General features: G+C 35.0%; 19 protein-coding genes. 10 read left to right on the forward strand and 9 right to left on the reverse strand.

Annotated features, from left to right (window positions below; translation table 11 throughout):
* Window positions 1–196 precede the first annotated feature (196 nt).
* On the reverse strand, window positions 197–913 hold the full coding sequence (locus FcAc13_RS03205) for a LexA family transcriptional regulator (protein ID WP_187754744.1): 717 nt from the start codon (window positions 911–913) through the stop codon (window positions 197–199).
* Between the two features lie 176 nt (window positions 914–1089).
* On the opposite strand from FcAc13_RS03205, the gene FcAc13_RS03210 reads away from it, so the two are divergent.
* Window positions 1090–1305: a helix-turn-helix domain-containing protein gene (locus FcAc13_RS03210; protein ID WP_187754745.1), complete on the forward strand. Its 216-nt coding sequence runs from the start codon at window positions 1090–1092 to the stop codon at window positions 1303–1305.
* A gap of 164 nt (window positions 1306–1469) precedes the next feature.
* Here FcAc13_RS03210 and tpiA read toward each other — a convergent pair whose 3' ends face one another.
* On the reverse strand, window positions 1470–2234 hold the full coding sequence (tpiA, locus tag FcAc13_RS03215; protein ID WP_187754746.1) for a triose-phosphate isomerase: 765 nt from the start codon (window positions 2232–2234) through the stop codon (window positions 1470–1472).
* 98 nt (window positions 2235–2332) lie between these two features.
* On the opposite strand from tpiA, the gene zapB reads away from it, so the two are divergent.
* On the forward strand, window positions 2333–2578 hold the full coding sequence (gene zapB, locus FcAc13_RS03220; RefSeq protein ID WP_187754747.1) for a cell division protein ZapB: 246 nt from the start codon (window positions 2333–2335) through the stop codon (window positions 2576–2578).
* A gap of 233 nt (window positions 2579–2811) precedes the next feature.
* Here the strand turns inward: zapB and FcAc13_RS03225 are convergent, their stop codons facing one another.
* The 4 genes from FcAc13_RS03225 to FcAc13_RS03240 are packed head-to-tail and all read right to left on the reverse strand — an operon-like array spanning window position 2812 to window position 4960.
* Window positions 2812–3009, reverse strand: a complete 198-nt coding sequence (locus FcAc13_RS03225) for a YpfN family protein (protein WP_187754748.1) — start codon at window positions 3007–3009, stop codon at window positions 2812–2814.
* Window positions 3010–3014: 5 nt separating this feature from the next.
* Window positions 3015–4148 (reverse strand): succinyl-diaminopimelate desuccinylase, encoded by a 1134-nt coding sequence (gene dapE / locus FcAc13_RS03230; protein ID WP_187754749.1) that lies wholly within the window; start codon window positions 4146–4148, stop codon window positions 3015–3017.
* Window positions 4149–4152: 4 nt separating this feature from the next.
* The gene (locus FcAc13_RS03235; protein WP_187754750.1) at window positions 4153–4503 is read right to left on the reverse strand and encodes an ArsC family reductase; all 351 of its coding nucleotides are present in this window, start codon (window positions 4501–4503) and stop codon (window positions 4153–4155) included.
* 19 nt (window positions 4504–4522) lie between these two features.
* The gene (locus FcAc13_RS03240; protein WP_187754751.1) at window positions 4523–4960 is read right to left on the reverse strand and encodes a YaiI/YqxD family protein; all 438 of its coding nucleotides are present in this window, start codon (window positions 4958–4960) and stop codon (window positions 4523–4525) included.
* 285 nt (window positions 4961–5245) lie between these two features.
* On the opposite strand from FcAc13_RS03240, the gene ilvI reads away from it, so the two are divergent.
* The gene (gene ilvI, locus FcAc13_RS03245) at window positions 5246–6964 is read left to right on the forward strand and encodes an acetolactate synthase 3 large subunit (protein ID WP_187754752.1); all 1719 of its coding nucleotides are present in this window, start codon (window positions 5246–5248) and stop codon (window positions 6962–6964) included.
* Window positions 6964–7458, forward strand: coding sequence for an acetolactate synthase small subunit (ilvN, locus tag FcAc13_RS03250; protein ID WP_220679621.1), 495 nt, complete (start codon window positions 6964–6966; stop codon window positions 7456–7458). The genes ilvI and ilvN overlap by 1 nt, the downstream gene beginning before the upstream one ends.
* A 52-nt stretch (window positions 7459–7510) precedes the next feature.
* Here the strand turns inward: ilvN and cyaY are convergent, their stop codons facing one another.
* The 3 genes from cyaY to FcAc13_RS03265 form a co-directional block, all read right to left on the reverse strand.
* Window positions 7511–7822 carry an iron donor protein CyaY gene (cyaY, locus tag FcAc13_RS03255; protein ID WP_187754753.1) on the reverse strand — a complete coding sequence of 104 codons (312 nt, stop codon included), beginning with the start codon at window positions 7820–7822 and terminating at the stop codon, window positions 7511–7513.
* Window positions 7823–7988: 166 nt separating this feature from the next.
* Window positions 7989–8501 carry a surface-adhesin E family protein gene (locus FcAc13_RS03260; RefSeq protein ID WP_187754754.1) on the reverse strand — a complete coding sequence of 171 codons (513 nt, stop codon included), beginning with the start codon at window positions 8499–8501 and terminating at the stop codon, window positions 7989–7991.
* Between the two features lies 1 nt (window position 8502).
* Window positions 8503–9243: a hypothetical protein gene (locus FcAc13_RS03265; protein WP_187754755.1), complete on the reverse strand. Its 741-nt coding sequence runs from the start codon at window positions 9241–9243 to the stop codon at window positions 8503–8505.
* A gap of 488 nt (window positions 9244–9731) precedes the next feature.
* On the opposite strand from FcAc13_RS03265, the gene thrS reads away from it, so the two are divergent.
* From thrS to pheT, 6 genes are all read left to right on the forward strand, one after another.
* Window positions 9732–11660: a threonine--tRNA ligase gene (thrS, locus tag FcAc13_RS03270; protein WP_187754756.1), complete on the forward strand. Its 1929-nt coding sequence runs from the start codon at window positions 9732–9734 to the stop codon at window positions 11658–11660.
* A 43-nt stretch (window positions 11661–11703) separates the two neighbouring features.
* On the forward strand, window positions 11704–12243 hold the full coding sequence (infC, locus tag FcAc13_RS03275) for a translation initiation factor IF-3 (protein ID WP_187754846.1): 540 nt from the start codon (window positions 11704–11706) through the stop codon (window positions 12241–12243).
* 86 nt (window positions 12244–12329) lie between these two features.
* Window positions 12330–12527 carry a 50S ribosomal protein L35 gene (rpmI, locus tag FcAc13_RS03280; protein WP_187754757.1) on the forward strand — a complete coding sequence of 66 codons (198 nt, stop codon included), beginning with the start codon at window positions 12330–12332 and terminating at the stop codon, window positions 12525–12527.
* Window positions 12528–12545: 18 nt separating this feature from the next.
* Window positions 12546–12899: a 50S ribosomal protein L20 gene (gene rplT, locus FcAc13_RS03285; RefSeq protein WP_024496189.1), complete on the forward strand. Its 354-nt coding sequence runs from the start codon at window positions 12546–12548 to the stop codon at window positions 12897–12899.
* Window positions 12900–13166: 267 nt separating this feature from the next.
* Complete coding sequence (gene pheS, locus FcAc13_RS03290) at window positions 13167–14150, forward strand: phenylalanine--tRNA ligase subunit alpha (RefSeq protein ID WP_187754758.1); 984 nt, start codon at window positions 13167–13169, stop codon at window positions 14148–14150.
* A 15-nt stretch (window positions 14151–14165) separates the two neighbouring features.
* Entirely contained in the window at window positions 14166–16553 is a 2388-nt protein-coding gene (gene pheT / locus FcAc13_RS03295) for a phenylalanine--tRNA ligase subunit beta (RefSeq protein WP_187754759.1), read from the forward strand.
* The last annotated feature ends 4 nt before the right edge of the window (window positions 16554–16557 follow it).

The raw sequence follows: 16557 nt of genomic DNA on the forward strand, positions 1-16557 counted from the left end.
GATTTTAGCATGAATGATTTAATAGCTGTATTTTATGTTGTAAAAAAGTCAAATTAATATAATCGTATATATTTATTAAAATTTGATCAAAACTATTTGGCGGTATCGTTCCGCCCAATAGCATTGTAATTTTTGTAGGTCAACATATAACATATGTTGTTAAAAATGCTAGTAATTTTTCACTTTTTTAAGAAGGTCATGAAAGATCTTTTAAAATAGCAATGACCTTTCCGATAATTTTTAATTCTTGCTCGCTATTAGTTTTATCGATTTGAATTGACTGATATTTGTCGTTATCGGATATCAGTAAGAAATATTTTCCATGATTTTGTATTCTTTTTACACTCAATGCATCACCATATTCAATGATATACAGATAACCATCAAACAATTCCGTATTACCTGTATCTATAATAATCGTGTCATTATTGTTAATAGTGGGAACCATTGCATCACCTTTTGCCCAATAAAAATAAAGGTCATTTGGATTAAAATCATGCGATTTAATACATCTCAAATCAAATGGCATTCTATTCATAACTTGATATCTAATATTATGAGGTACTGCTTTATTGGTTGAATTTTTAGGAAAAGGATAAACAGGAATAGAGATGATTTTAGTTGTTTGTTCATCCATTAATAGGCGACATTCACCTTTTCCTGTGGCTAACCATTCAATTGGTACATTACAGCTTTTGGCAATTTGTGCTAATCGATTTAATGAAGGATAGGTTTTACCTGAAAGGTAATCTCGAATTACTGCTTCAGACATCCCCACCTTTTTGGCGAAAGCATTACCAGACATCCCTTCTTGAGCAAGTGAGAGTCTATTCTTAAATTCAATAACTCCAGTGTCTTCTAAAAGCCTCTTCTTTTCATGACCAAACGATGTTATTTTTATATTTTCACTCATTTTTCATCCATCTTGTATAAGTTTATTTGTGCTTTTTTATGTAAAAAAGTGTATTTTTTTGTTTAAATTCGTTTTTTTGTGTGGTATTCTTTGGACTCGATTTATATTCATACATAGTTAATATTTTACAACGATAATCATAACTATATCTATATACACAATAAGAGGATCTCATAATGGGAGTACAAGATCAAGATTGGTTACCTTCAAGAGTTGTTGGGGAAATCAAAATTAGAGGTGGAAGTTTGCGTGAATTGTCTCGTTCAAATGGTTTACAAGCTGATACCTTAAGAAATGCACTATATCGTCATTGTCCAAAATATGAAAAAATTATTTCTGAGTATTTAAATGTTCCTCTAGAAAAAATCTGGCCAAGTCGATATAAAAAATAGTGGTTGCACTATTTTTCTAAATTTTTTATTTCTCTGTAAAATAGATTACTTTCGCTAGCTTAATTAATTATCTATTATCAATCTATTTTACACCTTACTAAAGTACTGAAGAATGGATAAAGCAGTAAATAATTTTATTTACTGCTTTATTTCATAGAAAGGATTTATTTTTTCGCTTTCGCGGCAGCTTTAACGATCACGGCAAACGCGTCCGCTTTTAGTGAAGCTCCGCCGACTAATGCACCATCAATATCTGGTTGAGTGAAAAGTTCAGCAGCGTTTTTATCATTTACAGATCCGCCATATTGGATAATGACTTTTTTCGCTACATCTGCATCAAGTTTAGCAATATGCTCACGAATAAATTTGTGAACAGCTTGTGCTTGCGCAGGTGTTGCCGATTTGCCAGTACCAATTGCCCAGATTGGTTCATAAGCAATCACTGCATTATCAAACGCTTTTACGCCAAGTAGGTTAATAATAGCATCAATTTGTTTAGCACAAACAGATTCTGTTTGACCCGCTTCATTTTCAGCTTCTGTTTCACCAATACATAAAACTGGAGTCAAATTATTCTCTTTTAATACAGCAAATTTTTGCGCGATAAATTGATCGGATTCTTTATGATAAGTACGGCGTTCTGAGTGACCAATAATCACATGAGTTACGCCAACTTCTTTAAGCATAGCAGCTGATATATCACCAGTATAAGCACCCGATAAGTGAGTATCAACATTTTGCGCACCAAGAATGAATTTTGAATCATCTAATAGTGTTTGTACATAATCTAAATAAACAACTGGAGGAGCAATTGCAACATCACATCCTTCAACACCAGCAAGTTCTTTTTTTAGCCCTGTAACGAGATCTAAAGCCATTTGTTTACTGCCGTTGAGTTTCCAGTTACCCATAACAAGTGGTTTACGCATAAAAATTCTCCATTAATTGATTTTTAATAAGTGTAGATTTAAAAGGAATTGGTTATAATGGTGCTCATTATACACAAATATTATTGTTGAGGATCAATATGTCTTTAGAAATACTAAACCAATTAGAAGCTAGAATTCAGCATACCGTTAATACCATAAAAACCTTGCAAGATGAGATTGATATTTATAAGCAAAAAAACAATGATTTAGAGCAATTGATCAATGACGAAGCTGAAGAAATGAAAAAATTACAAGCTGAAAATGAAAAGCTAAAACAAGAACAAAATCTTTGGCAAGAACGTATTTCTACGCTATTAAATAAAATTGGCGAAATTTCCCAATAAATGATTGGGAAAAATATAAGCATATTTTAAAGATAAAATAACACCAATAATAATGCATGATTGAACCCCCATTAGGAGTTGGATTTGTAGTGCGTTAATTTTATTTTAAGTTAATTTAAAGTGTTATGTTTAAGGTATGAATTTATATAAAATAATCAGCGAAATTGTCATTATCATGATTTATTATGTTTCATGAAGTAATGCAAGATATTTCAATTTCGCTGAAAGTAAAGTTATTGATTATTATCATCCAACTTTTTGTTTGAAGATGTCTTTTCAGTTGGTGAATCATCATCGTAAGGAATAGGTTTTATATTTTTGTTTTTTAAATAATCTTTGAATGATGTTTTTTGCAAATCTTTAATCGTGTTGATAAAAATCCCCGCTAAGAATATAAGAATTAACCACCAGTAATTTTCTAGCCATTCCATAATATTTAGTGACCCAAAAGTTGAATTAAAATTTCGTGGTAAATATTTTTTAAATTAACAATATCATCACATGATACATGTTCATTTACTTTATGGATAGTTGCATTGGTAACACCAAGTTCAATAATTTGGCAACCCATTTTGGCAATGAATCTACCGTCAGATGTACCACCAGTAGTTGATAGCTGACTGTCAATATGCATTACTTTTTTAATTGCCTGACAAGCAATTTCTGTTAATTTACCCTGTGGCGTTAAAAAAGGATGACCAGATAAACGCCAGTTTAAAGTATAGTTCAATTGGTGTTGATTAAGAATAGTTTCAACTTGATGTTTTATTTTTTCATCAGTTAATTCACTGCTAAAACGAAAATTAAATTGTACTTTTAGATCGCCCGGAATCACATTTTCAGCCCCGGTACCACCATTGATGTTAGCGATTTGCATCGATGTCGGCGGGAAATAGATATTACCGTTATCCCAAATCGTATTAACAAGTTGGTTTAATGCAGGAGCAAAACGGTGTATTGGGTTTTCTGCTAGCTGTGGATAAGCAACATGACCTTGAATGCCATGAATGGTAAGATTAGCAGTAAGTGAACCTCGTCGTCCATTTTTGATTTGATCGCCTACAATTTTTTCACTGGAAGGTTCACCAACAATACAATAATGCACCTGCTCTTGACGCTTAATCAGTGTTTCAACTACTTTGATAGTACCATCAGTAGCTTCTGCTTCTTCATCAGATGTCAATAAAAATGCAATTCGACCTTGATGATGTGGATACTGCTTTATATACTCTTCAACGGCACAGATCATTGCGGCAACGCCACTTTTCATATCAGCTGCACCTCTTCCGTATAAATTGCCTTGTTGGTCAATGGTCGGTTTAAATGGTGGAAAACGCCATTTTGATTCATCACCAGCTGGTACGACATCGGTATGACCGGCAAACATAATCGTTTCGCCTTCACCATGATATGCCCAGAGATTTTTTGTTTGATTGATATTCAATGTTTCAATAATAAACCCGAGGGATTTTAATCGTTCGATAATAATGTTTTGACAAGCTTTATCATCGGGGCTTATAGATTTTTGTTCAATTAATTGTTTAGTGAGTGCTATGACATCATCAGACATAAGATTAGTTCTCAAAAAATTGTTGATATAAATCGGCCGAAAAACCGGCTAATGCTTTATTTCCCATGATAATAATAGGGCGTTTAATGATTGATAAATTTTGTAAAATCAGCTCCTGAGCGGTTTCTTCATTTATTATACGTGTTTTAATCGCTTCATCGAGCTTACGCCAAGTCGTGCTTTTTTGATTAAGTATTGTCTGCCAACCGATTAAATTGCAAAATGATTGCAACTGTTTACGGCTGAGTCCATCCGTTTTGTAATTGTGAAATTGATAAGTAATGGCGTGTTCATCTAACCATTTAAAGGCTTTTTTTATGGTATCGCAGTTTTTAATTCCATATATAGTAATCAAGCTTATTCTCCTTATTCGGTTAAGAAATAAATTTATTTAATTGATTTGCAAAATTTTCACGGTCTTTACTAGAAAATGGTGCTTGACCACCAGTTTGAATGCCACTTGCTCGCATGGTTTCCATAAAATCACGCATAGTTAAAATTTCCTTGATGGTATCAAGTGTATAGTTTTGTCCGCGTGGTGTTAATACTTTAGCTTGCTTATTTAATACCTCGGCAGCTAAGGGAATATCGGCAGTAATAACAAGATCATTAGGTTGTACATGTTCAACGATAACGAGATCCGCAATGTCATAACCTTTAGCGACTTGCTGCATCTTAATGTAGGCAGATTTGGGTAAAGTTAACCATTGATTAGCAACAAAAATAGTAAAGATTTGTCTACGAATAGCTACCCGACAAATGATCGTTTTGATCGGGTTAGGGCAAGCGTCGGCATCAATCCAAATCTGCATATTATTCCTTAAATATACTCTATTATTGCCATTATAGCAGCACTTTCTTATCTATATGAGTTAAAATCGAGATTGCGAGTGTTTTTATTTGTTAGATTGTTAAGGTAATATCAATTCCCTTATGGGATGATAAATGTATCTTAATTTAATTTTACATCGAAAAACCTTTTATTATCTTATATAAACTCAGGGATATTTACTTAACAATTATAAATTAATCATTATAATCTATGGATAAATAATGAATAAAGATGATCACATTTTAAAATCTTATTGGAGGCTTGCATGGCAAAATTGTCAGGCGCAGAGATGGTTGTTCAATCTTTGGTGGATCAAGGAGTAAAACAAATATTTGGTTATCCCGGTGGAAGTGTGTTAGATATTTACGATGCACTTCATACGCTTGGTGGTATTGAGCATGTGTTAGTTAGACATGAACAAGCCGCGGTGCATATGGCTGATGGTTATGCAAGAGCAACCGGTGATGTAGGTGTTGTGCTAGTGACCTCAGGACCTGGTGCAACGAATACTATTACCGGCATAGCTACCGCTTATATGGATTCGATCCCTATGGTTGTTATTTCAGGTCAGGTACCAAGCCATTTAATTGGTAATGATGCGTTCCAAGAGTGTGATATGATTGGAATCACTCGTCCGGTTGTTAAACATAGTTTTTTTATTAAACGTTCTGAAGATATTCCTGAAACCATTAAAAAAGCATTCTATATTGCTTCGACTGGGCGCCCTGGACCAGTTGTTATTGATCTACCAAAAGATGTGATGAATCCTGCTGTAAAATATAATTATAGCTATCCACAATCTGTCACAATGCGTTCATATAACCCAACGATGCAAGGTCATAAGGGGCAAATTAAAAAAGCACTAAAAGTGCTATTATCCGCTAAAAAACCGGTTTTATATATTGGTGGTGGAATTATATCGGCCAATGCCGAAGCCGCGGTAAAAATGCTAGCCGAAAAATTAAATTTACCTGTTACCACAACGCTTATGGGAATTAGTGCTTTTCCTGGAACGCATAAGCAAAATTTAGGTATGCTGGGAATGCATGGCGTATATGAAGCGAATATGGCAATGCATTACGCGGATGTAATATTAGCCATTGGCGTGCGATTTGATGATCGTACAACCAACAATCTCGTTAAATATTGTCCCGATGCCAAAATCGTCCATGTGGATATTGATCCAACCTCAATTTCTAAAACCGTGATGGCAAGTGTGCCGGTCGTCGGTGATGCCAGATTTGTTATTAATAGTATGCTTGAACAATTGGATGATGAACAAAGTCATCTTGATTTGGATGCGTTAGTTAATTGGTGGAAGCAAATTGAACATTGGCGCGCTAAGCATTGCTTAGCTTATAGTAACGAGGGAGAATTAATTAAACCTCAAGCAGCGGTAGAAATGTTATATAAATTGACCAAAGGTGAAGCTTATATTGCAACGGATGTCGGTCAGCACCAAATGTTTACCGCACTTTATTATCCATTTGACAAACCACGCCACTTTATTACCTCAGGTGGTTTAGGTACCATGGGCTTTGGTTTTCCGGCTGCTTTGGGGATTAAGTTAGCTTTTCCAGAACAGCGTGTTGTCTGTATCACCGGTGATGGAAGTATCCAGATGAATATCCAAGAACTTTCTACCGCTTTGCAATATGATTTACCTATTTTGATTCTTAACTTAAACAATCGATTCTTAGGGATGGTTAAGCAATGGCAAGATATGATTTATGCAGGACGCCATTCAAGCTCTTATATGGAATCACTTCCAGATTTTGCGAAGATTGCTGAAGCATATGGTCATGTTGGAATTTCAATTAAAAAACGTAGTGAACTCGAACCAATGCTAAAAAAAGCATTATCAATTAGAGATAAACTTGTCTTTGTTGATGTTATGACTGATGCTACAGAGCATGTTTATCCGATGCAAATTCGTGGCGGAGCAATGAATGAAATGTGGTTAAGTAAAACGGAGAGAACATAATGCGTTATATATTATCGATTTTAATTGAGAACGAACCCGGCGCATTATCACGAGTGATTGGATTATTTTCGCAACGAGGTTTTAATATTGAGAGTGTTACGGTTGCACCGACTGAAGATCCTACTATGTCCCGTATGACGATTCGAACCAGTGGTGATGCACATGTGATAGAGCAAATTCAAAAACAACTTCATAAATTGGTTGATGTTTATCGGGTTTATGATTTGACTGAAGGCCCTCATGTTGAACGTGAAATTATGTTGATTAAAATTGCCGCCAAAAGTTCTCAAGCAAGAGAAGAAGTGAAGCGTTGTGTTGACATTTTTCGTGGTTCTATTGTGGATGTAAAAGCGACGCAATATATAGTTCAGTTAGTTGGTACCAGTGAAAAATTAGCATCTTTTTTAGCAGCTATTCGTGAAACATGTGATGTGATTGAAATGGTTCGCTCTGGTATTGTTGGTTTATCACGAAGCGATAAGACAGCTAAATGATTGACATTAGGTCTAACAAACAAGGCGCATTGTATTGCGCCCTGATTGTCAATCAGTGTTCCATTTGTTCTATTACTGCTTGAGTAAAAAGCTGCTTGAATGATTGATGACTTCGATTACAGAACCAGGTGTTATCTTTATAGTCAAAGTGATATCCTTGTCGTCGTGTTGCCATCCAAATCTGTAATAGCGGTTCTTGAGTATTAATAATAATTTTGCTCTGATTTTCAAAGGTGATTGTCACAACATTACCATGACTTTCTAAATCAATATCAGTATCATACTTTTCGGCAAAAGTATCAATTTGTTGTTCCACTTCAGCAAATAGCGCTTCTGCTAATTGGTGAAATTGTTTAATATTCATAATCACTTCCAAAGTAGTTGTTTTTCATTTATTTTAACATTGATCGTATTTTGAAACAAAAAACGGAGATACTTTATCGGTATTTTAGCAAAATTAGCATTTAGCGATGTTTAGAATGATTAGTTAAATAACTATAAAAGCGCAATCGTGCGCTTCTATAGTTATTTTAATTATTCAACGGCAAAGAACAGATCACTTGTAAATTTTGACGTGCTTTGGTTTTTGGAAATGTTGCTATTAAACGTTTTGGCGTATTATTACTATCTTCAAGTTGACCTTCACCAAAATAGTTTTCATAAAATTGGATTAATCCTCTAGCATATTCCTTTTTATCGCAATTTACATATTCATGAATGACTTGAGAACGATAGGAAAATCCTTGTTCACTATCTTCTTTATCTTGCGATAATGCCCGTGAATAATTAATTATTCGTACATAAGTACGAATTAAAGGATTATAAGGATGAAGTTTAACGCTGGTACGATCAACAAAGCTATAACCAACATAATCAGAAATATTCATCTTTTCTAGCGGTAGATAACGTGACGGAACTCTTGGATCATCAAGACTTCTAATTTTCTCATTTGTGTCAATGTCACCAGCAAAAGCAGTATTTGATGCACATAAAATTGATAAGGTAACAAGTATTTGAATAAGGTAATTAGGTTTTTTTTTCATTTTAGTCCCTACTAATTTTGACATCATCACTTTGTTTTTGTGTTGGAATAGCGTGTTCCGTTTGTTGTTCTTGTAATGCTTTTATTTTAGATTCGCGCTTATCAGCCAACTCTTGGTCAATATATTTCATATCAGGATGAATTAAGTAAAGAGTATTTTTATCGATATCACCTTGTAATGAACACAGTAACATGGCGTGATTATCGTCAATTTTTTCAAGATAAATTGATTTTTCAATGGTGTTAGCACGCGGTACGACACCATCAAAAATATACGGGTTATTCTGCCAGCCTTTATCATGATTTTTGCTATCATAGATCCTTGAATTAGCAACGGCAGTCATTTCGTTAAAAGGTTGCCATGATAATTGTGGTAAACGACCCTGTATTTCTTTAATCGAGTTATTCACGGTGAATCCCCAATAATAATATTTACCTAACAAATTGGTGTTAATATAAATGTTTTGATAACCCGCTAATTCCAAACCACGATATTTAATTGGTTCTTTGAACCTATATTCATGATCATTTGTTGATGATACATCGCTGACTGGAATGTAAGCTATATCATCTTTTATAGTCAGATCACTGTAAGGTGAAATGTCTTCAATATTATCTTTTAATTGATGAAAAAAACTATTATCACAATTAAGAAATGAATCTACGACGCTAGTAACATTATCATTACCTATTGCATAATGGCAGACAAAAAGGCAACCCAAAAGAACAGTCTTTTTATTCATCTTATTCTATCCTTGAACGTTAAAGTGTTCAAATTTATTTAAAGTTTTCGATTAAGTATTAAAATTATATCGCTATTTTTATCTAATTTATGTAAAAAGTTTTCTTTTTTGAAAATACTCGAAGGTATACATATTGTCAAATCAAAAAATGTAAAGCATCTAATTTTCAGTTAGACGGTAGATAGCTAAATTATTTTATAGTTTATCACATTGGTTTTTATTAAATAATGAATATCTATATTAACTTAGTTCTTACATTATTTTTACTCTTTTGATTTTTTACTGACGTAACATTTTTATCTTCATATTTTTTACTTTCAAAAAGTGCTTGTTAAAAAATTATGAAGTATTTTAAAGCAAAATAATAAATGATATAATTCGCGACCATAAAATTTGTATCCCATTTTGAATTAATTTTTTTACCTAGCTGATGCAAGTGTACTGTCGTAGGGTACACCACTACATTAATAGGGTTTTAAGGAATGTCCATGCCAGTAATAACTCTTCCTGACGGAAGCCAACGTCATTATGAATCTGCAGTCACTATATTAGAAATTGCACAGAGTATTGGAGCCGGTCTTGCCAAAGCATGTATTGCAGGCAGAGTAAATGGTGAAAGAAAAGATGCCTGTGATTTAATTGAACACGATGCCAATGTTGCTATTATCACGGCGAAAGATGAAGATGGATTAGAAATTATCCGTCATTCATGCGCTCATTTATTAGGGCACGCCATTAAACAACTTTGGCCTAATACCAAAATGGCAATTGGACCTACCATAGATAATGGTTTTTACTATGATGTTGATTTAGATCATACCCTTACTCAGGAAGATCTCGATGCATTAGAAAGACGTATGTTAGAGTTAGCCAAGAAAAACTACGAAGTAAAAAAAGAAGTAGTCAGCTGGCAGCAAGCACGCGATGTCTTTTGGCAACGACAAGAGCCTTATAAAATTGCAATTTTGGATGAAAATATACCACAGGATGCTAAACCAGCCCTTTATCATCATGAAGAATATATTGATATGTGTCGTGGGCCACATGTTCCTAATATGCGTTTTTGTCACCATTTTAAATTGCAAAAAATTGCTGGTGCTTATTGGCGTGGTGATAGCAAAAATAAAATGTTACAACGTATCTATGGAACTGCGTGGGCTGATAAAAAGCAATTAGATAGCTATTTACAATTTTTAGAAGAAGCGGCTAAACGTGACCATCGTCGTATCGGTAAACAATTGGATTTATATCATATGCAGGAAGAAGCACCTGGCATGGTATTTTGGCATAACGATGGATGGACAATTTTCCGTGAACTTGAAGTATTTGTTCGTCTTAAACTAAAAGAGTACCAATATCAAGAAGTGAAAGGTCCATTTATGATGGATCGTGTTCTATGGGAAAAAACTGGACATTGGGCAAATTATCAAGATCTTATGTTTACAACATCATCTGAAAATCGAGAATACTGTATTAAACCAATGAACTGCCCAGGCCATGTGCAAATTTTTAATCAAGGTTTAAAATCATATCGTGATTTACCATTACGCATGGCTGAATTCGGTAGTTGTCATCGAAATGAACCATCTGGATCTTTGCATGGTCTTATGCGTGTTCGTGGTTTTACCCAAGATGATGCACATATTTTTTGTACAGAAGAACAAATTCGTGGTGAAGTTAATAGCTGTATCAAAATGGTTTATGATATGTACAGCACCTTTGGATTTAAAGATATTACGGTAAAATTATCTACACGCCCGGAAAAGCGTATTGGTCGTGAAGAAATTTGGGATATGGCCGAAAGAGATTTGGCAGAATGTTTGACTGAAAATGGTATTGAATTTGAATATTTACCAGGAGAAGGGGCATTTTATGGTCCAAAAATTGAATTTACCCTTCATGACTGTATCGGTCGTGCATGGCAATGTGGTACTGTACAACTTGATTTCATGTTACCCGACCGTTTAGAAGCAAGTTATGTCGGTGAAGATAATGATCGTCACGTACCGGTTATGATTCATCGGGCAATTTTAGGTTCAATGGAACGGTTTATCGGTATTTTAACTGAAAACTGTGCAGGTTTCTTTCCAACATGGTTAGCGCCAACGCAAGTTGTGGTAATCAATATTACTGACAATCAAGCAGATTATGTTAAAAAATTAACCGAAACATTACAAAATGCCGGTATTCGAGCCAAAGCAGATTTGCGTAATGAAAAAATAGGTTTTAAAATACGTGAACATACTCTAAAGCGTGTACCATATATGTTAGTATGTGGCGATAAAGAACTTGAAGCAGGAAAAGTTTCAGTTCGTACACGCCAAGGTAAAGATCTTGGTAGCTTTGCAGTCGAACATGTTGTAGAATTACTGCTCAACGAAATTCGTACTCGTTCTTTGAATCAGATCAGTGATTAAAATGATCTGGTTTTGTTATTGTATTTGATTGGAGGATTTAGGTATTAAAGCTGGAAAACGTATTCAAACAACTCGTGCACATAAAATTAATGATGAAATTACCGCACAAGAGGTCCGATTGACTGGAGTTGAAGGCGAACAAATCGGAATTGTTAGTTTAAAAGAAGCGATTAGGCAGGCAGAAGAGGCATCTTTAGATCTTGTAGAAATTAGTCCCAATGCAGAGCCACCAGTTTGCCGTATTATGGATTATGGCAAATTCCTTTATGAAAAAAGCAAGGCAACAAAAGAGCAGAAGAAAAAGCAAAAAGTTGTTCAGGTTAAGGAAATTAAGTTCCGACCTGGTACAGATGAAGGTGATTATCAGGTAAAACTCCGCAGCCTGATACGCTTTCTTGAAGATGGTGATAAAGCCAAAGTTACGCTGCGGTTCCGTGGTCGTGAGATGGCTCACCAGCAGCTAGGTACCGAAATGCTCGATCGCATTAAGGAAGACTTAGTTGATTTGGCGATTGTTGAATCTTATCCAAGTAAGATTGAAGGGCGTCAAATGATTATGGTGCTTGCACCGAAGAAGAAATAGTAAGGTTTATCAAGTATATTCTTATGTAAATAAGAATAACACCTTCTATTTTATGTCATTAACAATGCGGATGTGGAAGTATTAATATGCCAAAGATTAAAACTGTACGAGGCGCAGCAAAACGCTTCAAAAAAACAGCTTCAGGTGGGTTTAAACACAAGCAAGCTAACAAAAGTCATATCTTAACTAAGAAATCGACTAAACGTAAACGTCATCTTCGTGGTTTGACCATGGTTTCTAAAGGTGATTTAGGTTTAGTCAAAGCGTGTGTTGCACACGTTTAATTATTTAAGGAGAATATTATGGCTCGCGTTAAACGTGGTGTTATTGCTCGTGCTCGTCACAAGAAGATTTTAAAACAAGCTAAAGGTTATTATGGCGCGCGTTCTCGCGTATATCGTGTTGCATTCCAAGCTGTTATTAAAGCTGGTCAATATGCGTATCGTGACCGCCGTCAACGTAAACGTCAATTCCGCCAATTATGGATTGTTCGTATCAACGCAGCAGCGCGTCAATGTGGTTTATCTTATAGCCGTTTTATTAATGGTTTGAAGAAAGCTTCTATTGAAATCGATCGTAAAATCCTTGCTGATATTGCGGTATTTGATAAGAATGCCTTTGCTGCTTTAGTCGAAAAAGCGAAAGCAGCGTTATAATTTTTCTGAGGTCGGATTAGTTCGACCTCAGTTTTTCAAACAGAATAATGTGATTTATGATGAATACAGTTTTTTTTCGTTTCTTTTTTGGCTTTATAAATAAATTCATTTTGAGGCAAAATGAAAACGAAAATAGATTGTAAGTGGCCTCGTAAAGAGGCCTTTTTTTTTGGTATAGTTATTTGAAATGTTCGTTACATCACGTAAAAGAATATTTAAACATCTAGTAGTTAATAAAGTTTTTAACAAATAAAATAAGAGGATGCTATGTCTCAATTAATAGAATTGGTCGACAAAGCCAAATTGGCAATTAGCAATGCACAAGATATTAATGCAATAGAACAGATACGCGTTGATTATTTGGGTAAAAAAGGTCATTTTACTTTGCAAATGGCTTTATTACGCAATGTCCCTGCAGAAGAAAGGCCCGCTGTAGGTCAAAAAATAAATGATGCTAAACAAGAAGTTGTTACGGCTTTAAATGAGAAAAAAGCATTGTTAGAACGTGCAAAACTGGATGCAAAATTAGCTAACGAAACGATTGATGTAACTTTACCTGGACGTAAAATGGAATTGGGTGGGTTGCACCCAGTAACAATAACGATTAATCGTCTAATTGATTTCTTTAGTAAATTGGGTTTTGTTGTTGAAACAGGACCGGAAATCGAAGATGACTATCATAATTTTGATGCATTAAATATTCCTGCACATCATCCTGCTCGGGCTGATCATGATACCTTTTGGTTCGATGCAAATCGTTTACTGCGTACGCAAACTTCTACCGTACAGATTCGGACTATGGAAACTCAAAAACCACCTATTCGTATTATAGCACCAGGGAAAACATATCGTAATGATTATGATCAAACTCATACTCCAATGTTTCATCAAATGGAAGGTTTATTGATTGATAAAAATATCAGTTTTACTCATTTAAAAGGGTTACTGCATGATTTTCTTCACTGCTTTTTTGAAGATAATATGGAAATTCGGTTCAGACCAGGGTATTTCCCTTTTACTGAACCTTCCGCTGAAGTTGACATTAAAGCAAAAAATGGCAAATGGCTAGAAGTATTAGGATGTGGAATGGTTCATCCTAATGTATTACGTAATGTGGGTATTGATCCTGAAGTATACAGTGGGTTTGCGTTTGGTATGGGGATTGAGCGATTAACCATGTTACGTTATGGCGTCACTGACTTACGTTCTTTCTTTGAAAATGATTTACGCTTCTTAAAACAATTTAATTAATCTGGAGGACCAAACATGAAATTTAGTGAAAGTTGGCTACGTGAATGGGTTAATCCAGCAATTAGTAGTGAACAATTATGCGATCAGCTCACTATGGCTGGTCTAGAAGTTGATGATGTAGAAAATGTCGCTGGTGACTTTTCTGGAGTAGTGATTGGGCGAGTGGTTGAATGTCAGCAACATCCTAACGCTGATAAACTTAGGGTTACTAAAGTTGATATTGGTCAAGCGCAATTACTAAATATTGTTTGTGGCGCTCCTAATTGTCGCCAAGGGTTAATGGTTGCTTGCGCAACGATTGGCGCTGTGTTACCAGGTGATTTTAAAATTAAGGCGGCTAAATTACGTGGTGAACCTTCAGAAGGAATGTTATGTTCTTTTTCTGAATTGGGTATTTCCGATGATCATAGTGGTATTATTGAATTACCTGATGATGCACCCTTGGGTGAAGATGTTAGGAAATACTTGCAATTAAACGATAAAATGATCGAAATCAGTGTTACTCCTAATCGGTCAGATTGTTTTGGCATTATGGGTATTGCAAGGGATATTTCATCAATTAATGATGTAAGTCTTACACCTGCAAAATTTGTGGAGCCACAAGTTACTATTGCTGATAAAGTTAATGTATCAGTACTAGAACCTGAGGCGGCGCCACGTTATTTGGCTCGGGTGATAAAAAACATAGATGCTACAAAGTCGACACCTTTATGGATGAAGGATAAGTTACGTCGAAGTGGTATTCGTTCAATTGATATCGTAGTTGATATTACCAATTATGTGCTTATTGAACTTGGTCATCCAATGCATGCTTTTGATTTAGATAAAATTGAAGGTGGCATTACGGTTCGTTATGCTCATCCTCAAGAAAAACTGATTTTATTAGATGGTAATGAAATAGAGATCAAAGACAATACATTAGTCATTGCTGATGATAAAAAAACGTTAGCATTAGCGGGAATATTTGGTGGAAAAGAGTCAGGGGTGTCACCTGAAAGCAAAAATGTGCTATTAGAAGCGGCATTCTTTTCTCCAGTTACTATTGCGGGTAAGGCAAGACAATATGGTTTGCACACTGATGCTTCGCATCGTTATGAGAGAGGCGTGGATCCTTCACTACAACATATCGCAATGGAACGAGCAACAGAGTTATTATTATCGATTTGTGGTGGTTCAGCAGGGCCAATAACTGATGTTACCGATCACAATGCTCTACCGAAACCCGCAGTTATAACGTTGACTCGACAAAAGATTGATCGATTGATTGGGTGTCATATTGCTGGGCAACGTGTCACTGATATTCTTACTCGCCTTGGATGTGAGGTAATAGCTAATGATGATCACTGGCAAGTTAAGGGACCAAGCTGGCGGTTTGATATCCAAATAGAGGAGGATTTGGTTGAGGAAATTGCTCGCATTTATGGATATAACAATATTCCTAATGAACATCTTAATATTGAATTAATGATGCATTCAAACCCAGAAAAGAATATTTCGCTAAATAAATTTAAACAGTTATTAGTTAATCAGGGTTATCAAGAAGCGGTAACATACAGCTTTGTTGATCCTAAAATTCAAAGTCTAATACACCCAAATCAGATGGCATTAGCATTACCAAATCCAATATCAAGTGAAATGTCAGTAATGCGTTTGTCATTATGGACTGGCTTGCTTAATGCGGTTATTTATAACCAGAACAGACAACAACAGCGGGTCAGATTGTTCGAAACAGGGTTGCAATTTGTACCTGATGTGAATAGTGAATTTGGCATTAGTCAGCAAACTTTATTAGCTGGTGTTATTACAGGAAATCTTTATGATGAACACTGGGCAATGAAAAAACGTACGGTTGACTTTTTCGATTTAAAAGGTAATGTTGAATCGTTGTTAGCACTTTCTGGGTTGACCGATCAAGTTCAATTTAAAAAGTCACAACATCCAGCATTACATCCTGGACAGAGTGCGACTATTTATGTTAATGATGAACAGGTTGGCTATTTGGGGGCTATTCATCCTGAAATCGAAAAGAAATTAGGATTAAATAGTAAAACACTTGTTTTTGAATTTATTTTAGATAAAATTAATAAAAAGACAGTACCTATAGCAAAAGATGTTTCTAAGTATCCTGCAAACAGACGGGATATAGCTATCATTGTTGATAGTGATGTCTGTGCAGCAGATGTTTTAAGTGTATGTAAAAATATTGGTGGTGAGCAGCTAATCAACGTCAATCTGTTTGATGTGTATCAAGGTGAAAATATCAAAGAGGGGCAAAAAAGCTTAGCTATCAGCATGATATTGCAAGATAAAGCACGTACACTTGAAGACGAGGATATAACTCACATTGTAAGTAACTGTATTGTTGCTTTACAAGATCGTTTTAAAGCATTATTAAGAGAATAATAAT

It is taken from the genome of Frischella japonica, assembly GCF_014489845.1.
Classification (GTDB): Bacteria; Pseudomonadota; Gammaproteobacteria; order Enterobacterales; family Orbaceae; genus Frischella; species Frischella japonica.

What these genes read in the sequence shown, in the direction of transcription:
- FcAc13_RS03205 (WP_187754744.1), bottom strand. Translation starts at nt 913, where the DNA reads ATGAGTGAAAATATAAAAATAACATCGTTTGGTCATGAAAAGAAGAGG.
- FcAc13_RS03210 (WP_187754745.1), top strand. Translation starts at nt 1,090, where the DNA reads ATGGGAGTACAAGATCAAGATTGGTTACCTTCAAGAGTTGTTGGGGAA.
- tpiA (WP_187754746.1), bottom strand. Translation starts at nt 2,234, where the DNA reads ATGCGTAAACCACTTGTTATGGGTAACTGGAAACTCAACGGCAGTAAA.
- zapB (WP_187754747.1), top strand. Translation starts at nt 2,333, where the DNA reads ATGTCTTTAGAAATACTAAACCAATTAGAAGCTAGAATTCAGCATACC.
- FcAc13_RS03225 (WP_187754748.1), bottom strand. Translation starts at nt 3,009, where the DNA reads ATGGAATGGCTAGAAAATTACTGGTGGTTAATTCTTATATTCTTAGCG.
- dapE (WP_187754749.1), bottom strand. Translation starts at nt 4,148, where the DNA reads ATGTCTGATGATGTCATAGCACTCACTAAACAATTAATTGAACAAAAA.
- FcAc13_RS03240 (WP_187754751.1), bottom strand. Translation starts at nt 4,960, where the DNA reads ATGCAGATTTGGATTGATGCCGACGCTTGCCCTAACCCGATCAAAACG.
- ilvI (WP_187754752.1), top strand. Translation starts at nt 5,246, where the DNA reads ATGGCAAAATTGTCAGGCGCAGAGATGGTTGTTCAATCTTTGGTGGAT.
- ilvN (WP_220679621.1), top strand. Translation starts at nt 6,964, where the DNA reads ATGCGTTATATATTATCGATTTTAATTGAGAACGAACCCGGCGCATTA.
- cyaY (WP_187754753.1), bottom strand. Translation starts at nt 7,822, where the DNA reads ATGAATATTAAACAATTTCACCAATTAGCAGAAGCGCTATTTGCTGAA.
- FcAc13_RS03260 (WP_187754754.1), bottom strand. Translation starts at nt 8,501, where the DNA reads ATGAAAAAAAAACCTAATTACCTTATTCAAATACTTGTTACCTTATCA.
- FcAc13_RS03265 (WP_187754755.1), bottom strand. Translation starts at nt 9,243, where the DNA reads ATGAATAAAAAGACTGTTCTTTTGGGTTGCCTTTTTGTCTGCCATTAT.
- thrS (WP_187754756.1), top strand. Translation starts at nt 9,732, where the DNA reads ATGCCAGTAATAACTCTTCCTGACGGAAGCCAACGTCATTATGAATCT.
- rpmI (WP_187754757.1), top strand. Translation starts at nt 12,330, where the DNA reads ATGCCAAAGATTAAAACTGTACGAGGCGCAGCAAAACGCTTCAAAAAA.
- rplT (WP_024496189.1), top strand. Translation starts at nt 12,546, where the DNA reads ATGGCTCGCGTTAAACGTGGTGTTATTGCTCGTGCTCGTCACAAGAAG.
- pheS (WP_187754758.1), top strand. Translation starts at nt 13,167, where the DNA reads ATGTCTCAATTAATAGAATTGGTCGACAAAGCCAAATTGGCAATTAGC.
- pheT (WP_187754759.1), top strand. Translation starts at nt 14,166, where the DNA reads ATGAAATTTAGTGAAAGTTGGCTACGTGAATGGGTTAATCCAGCAATT.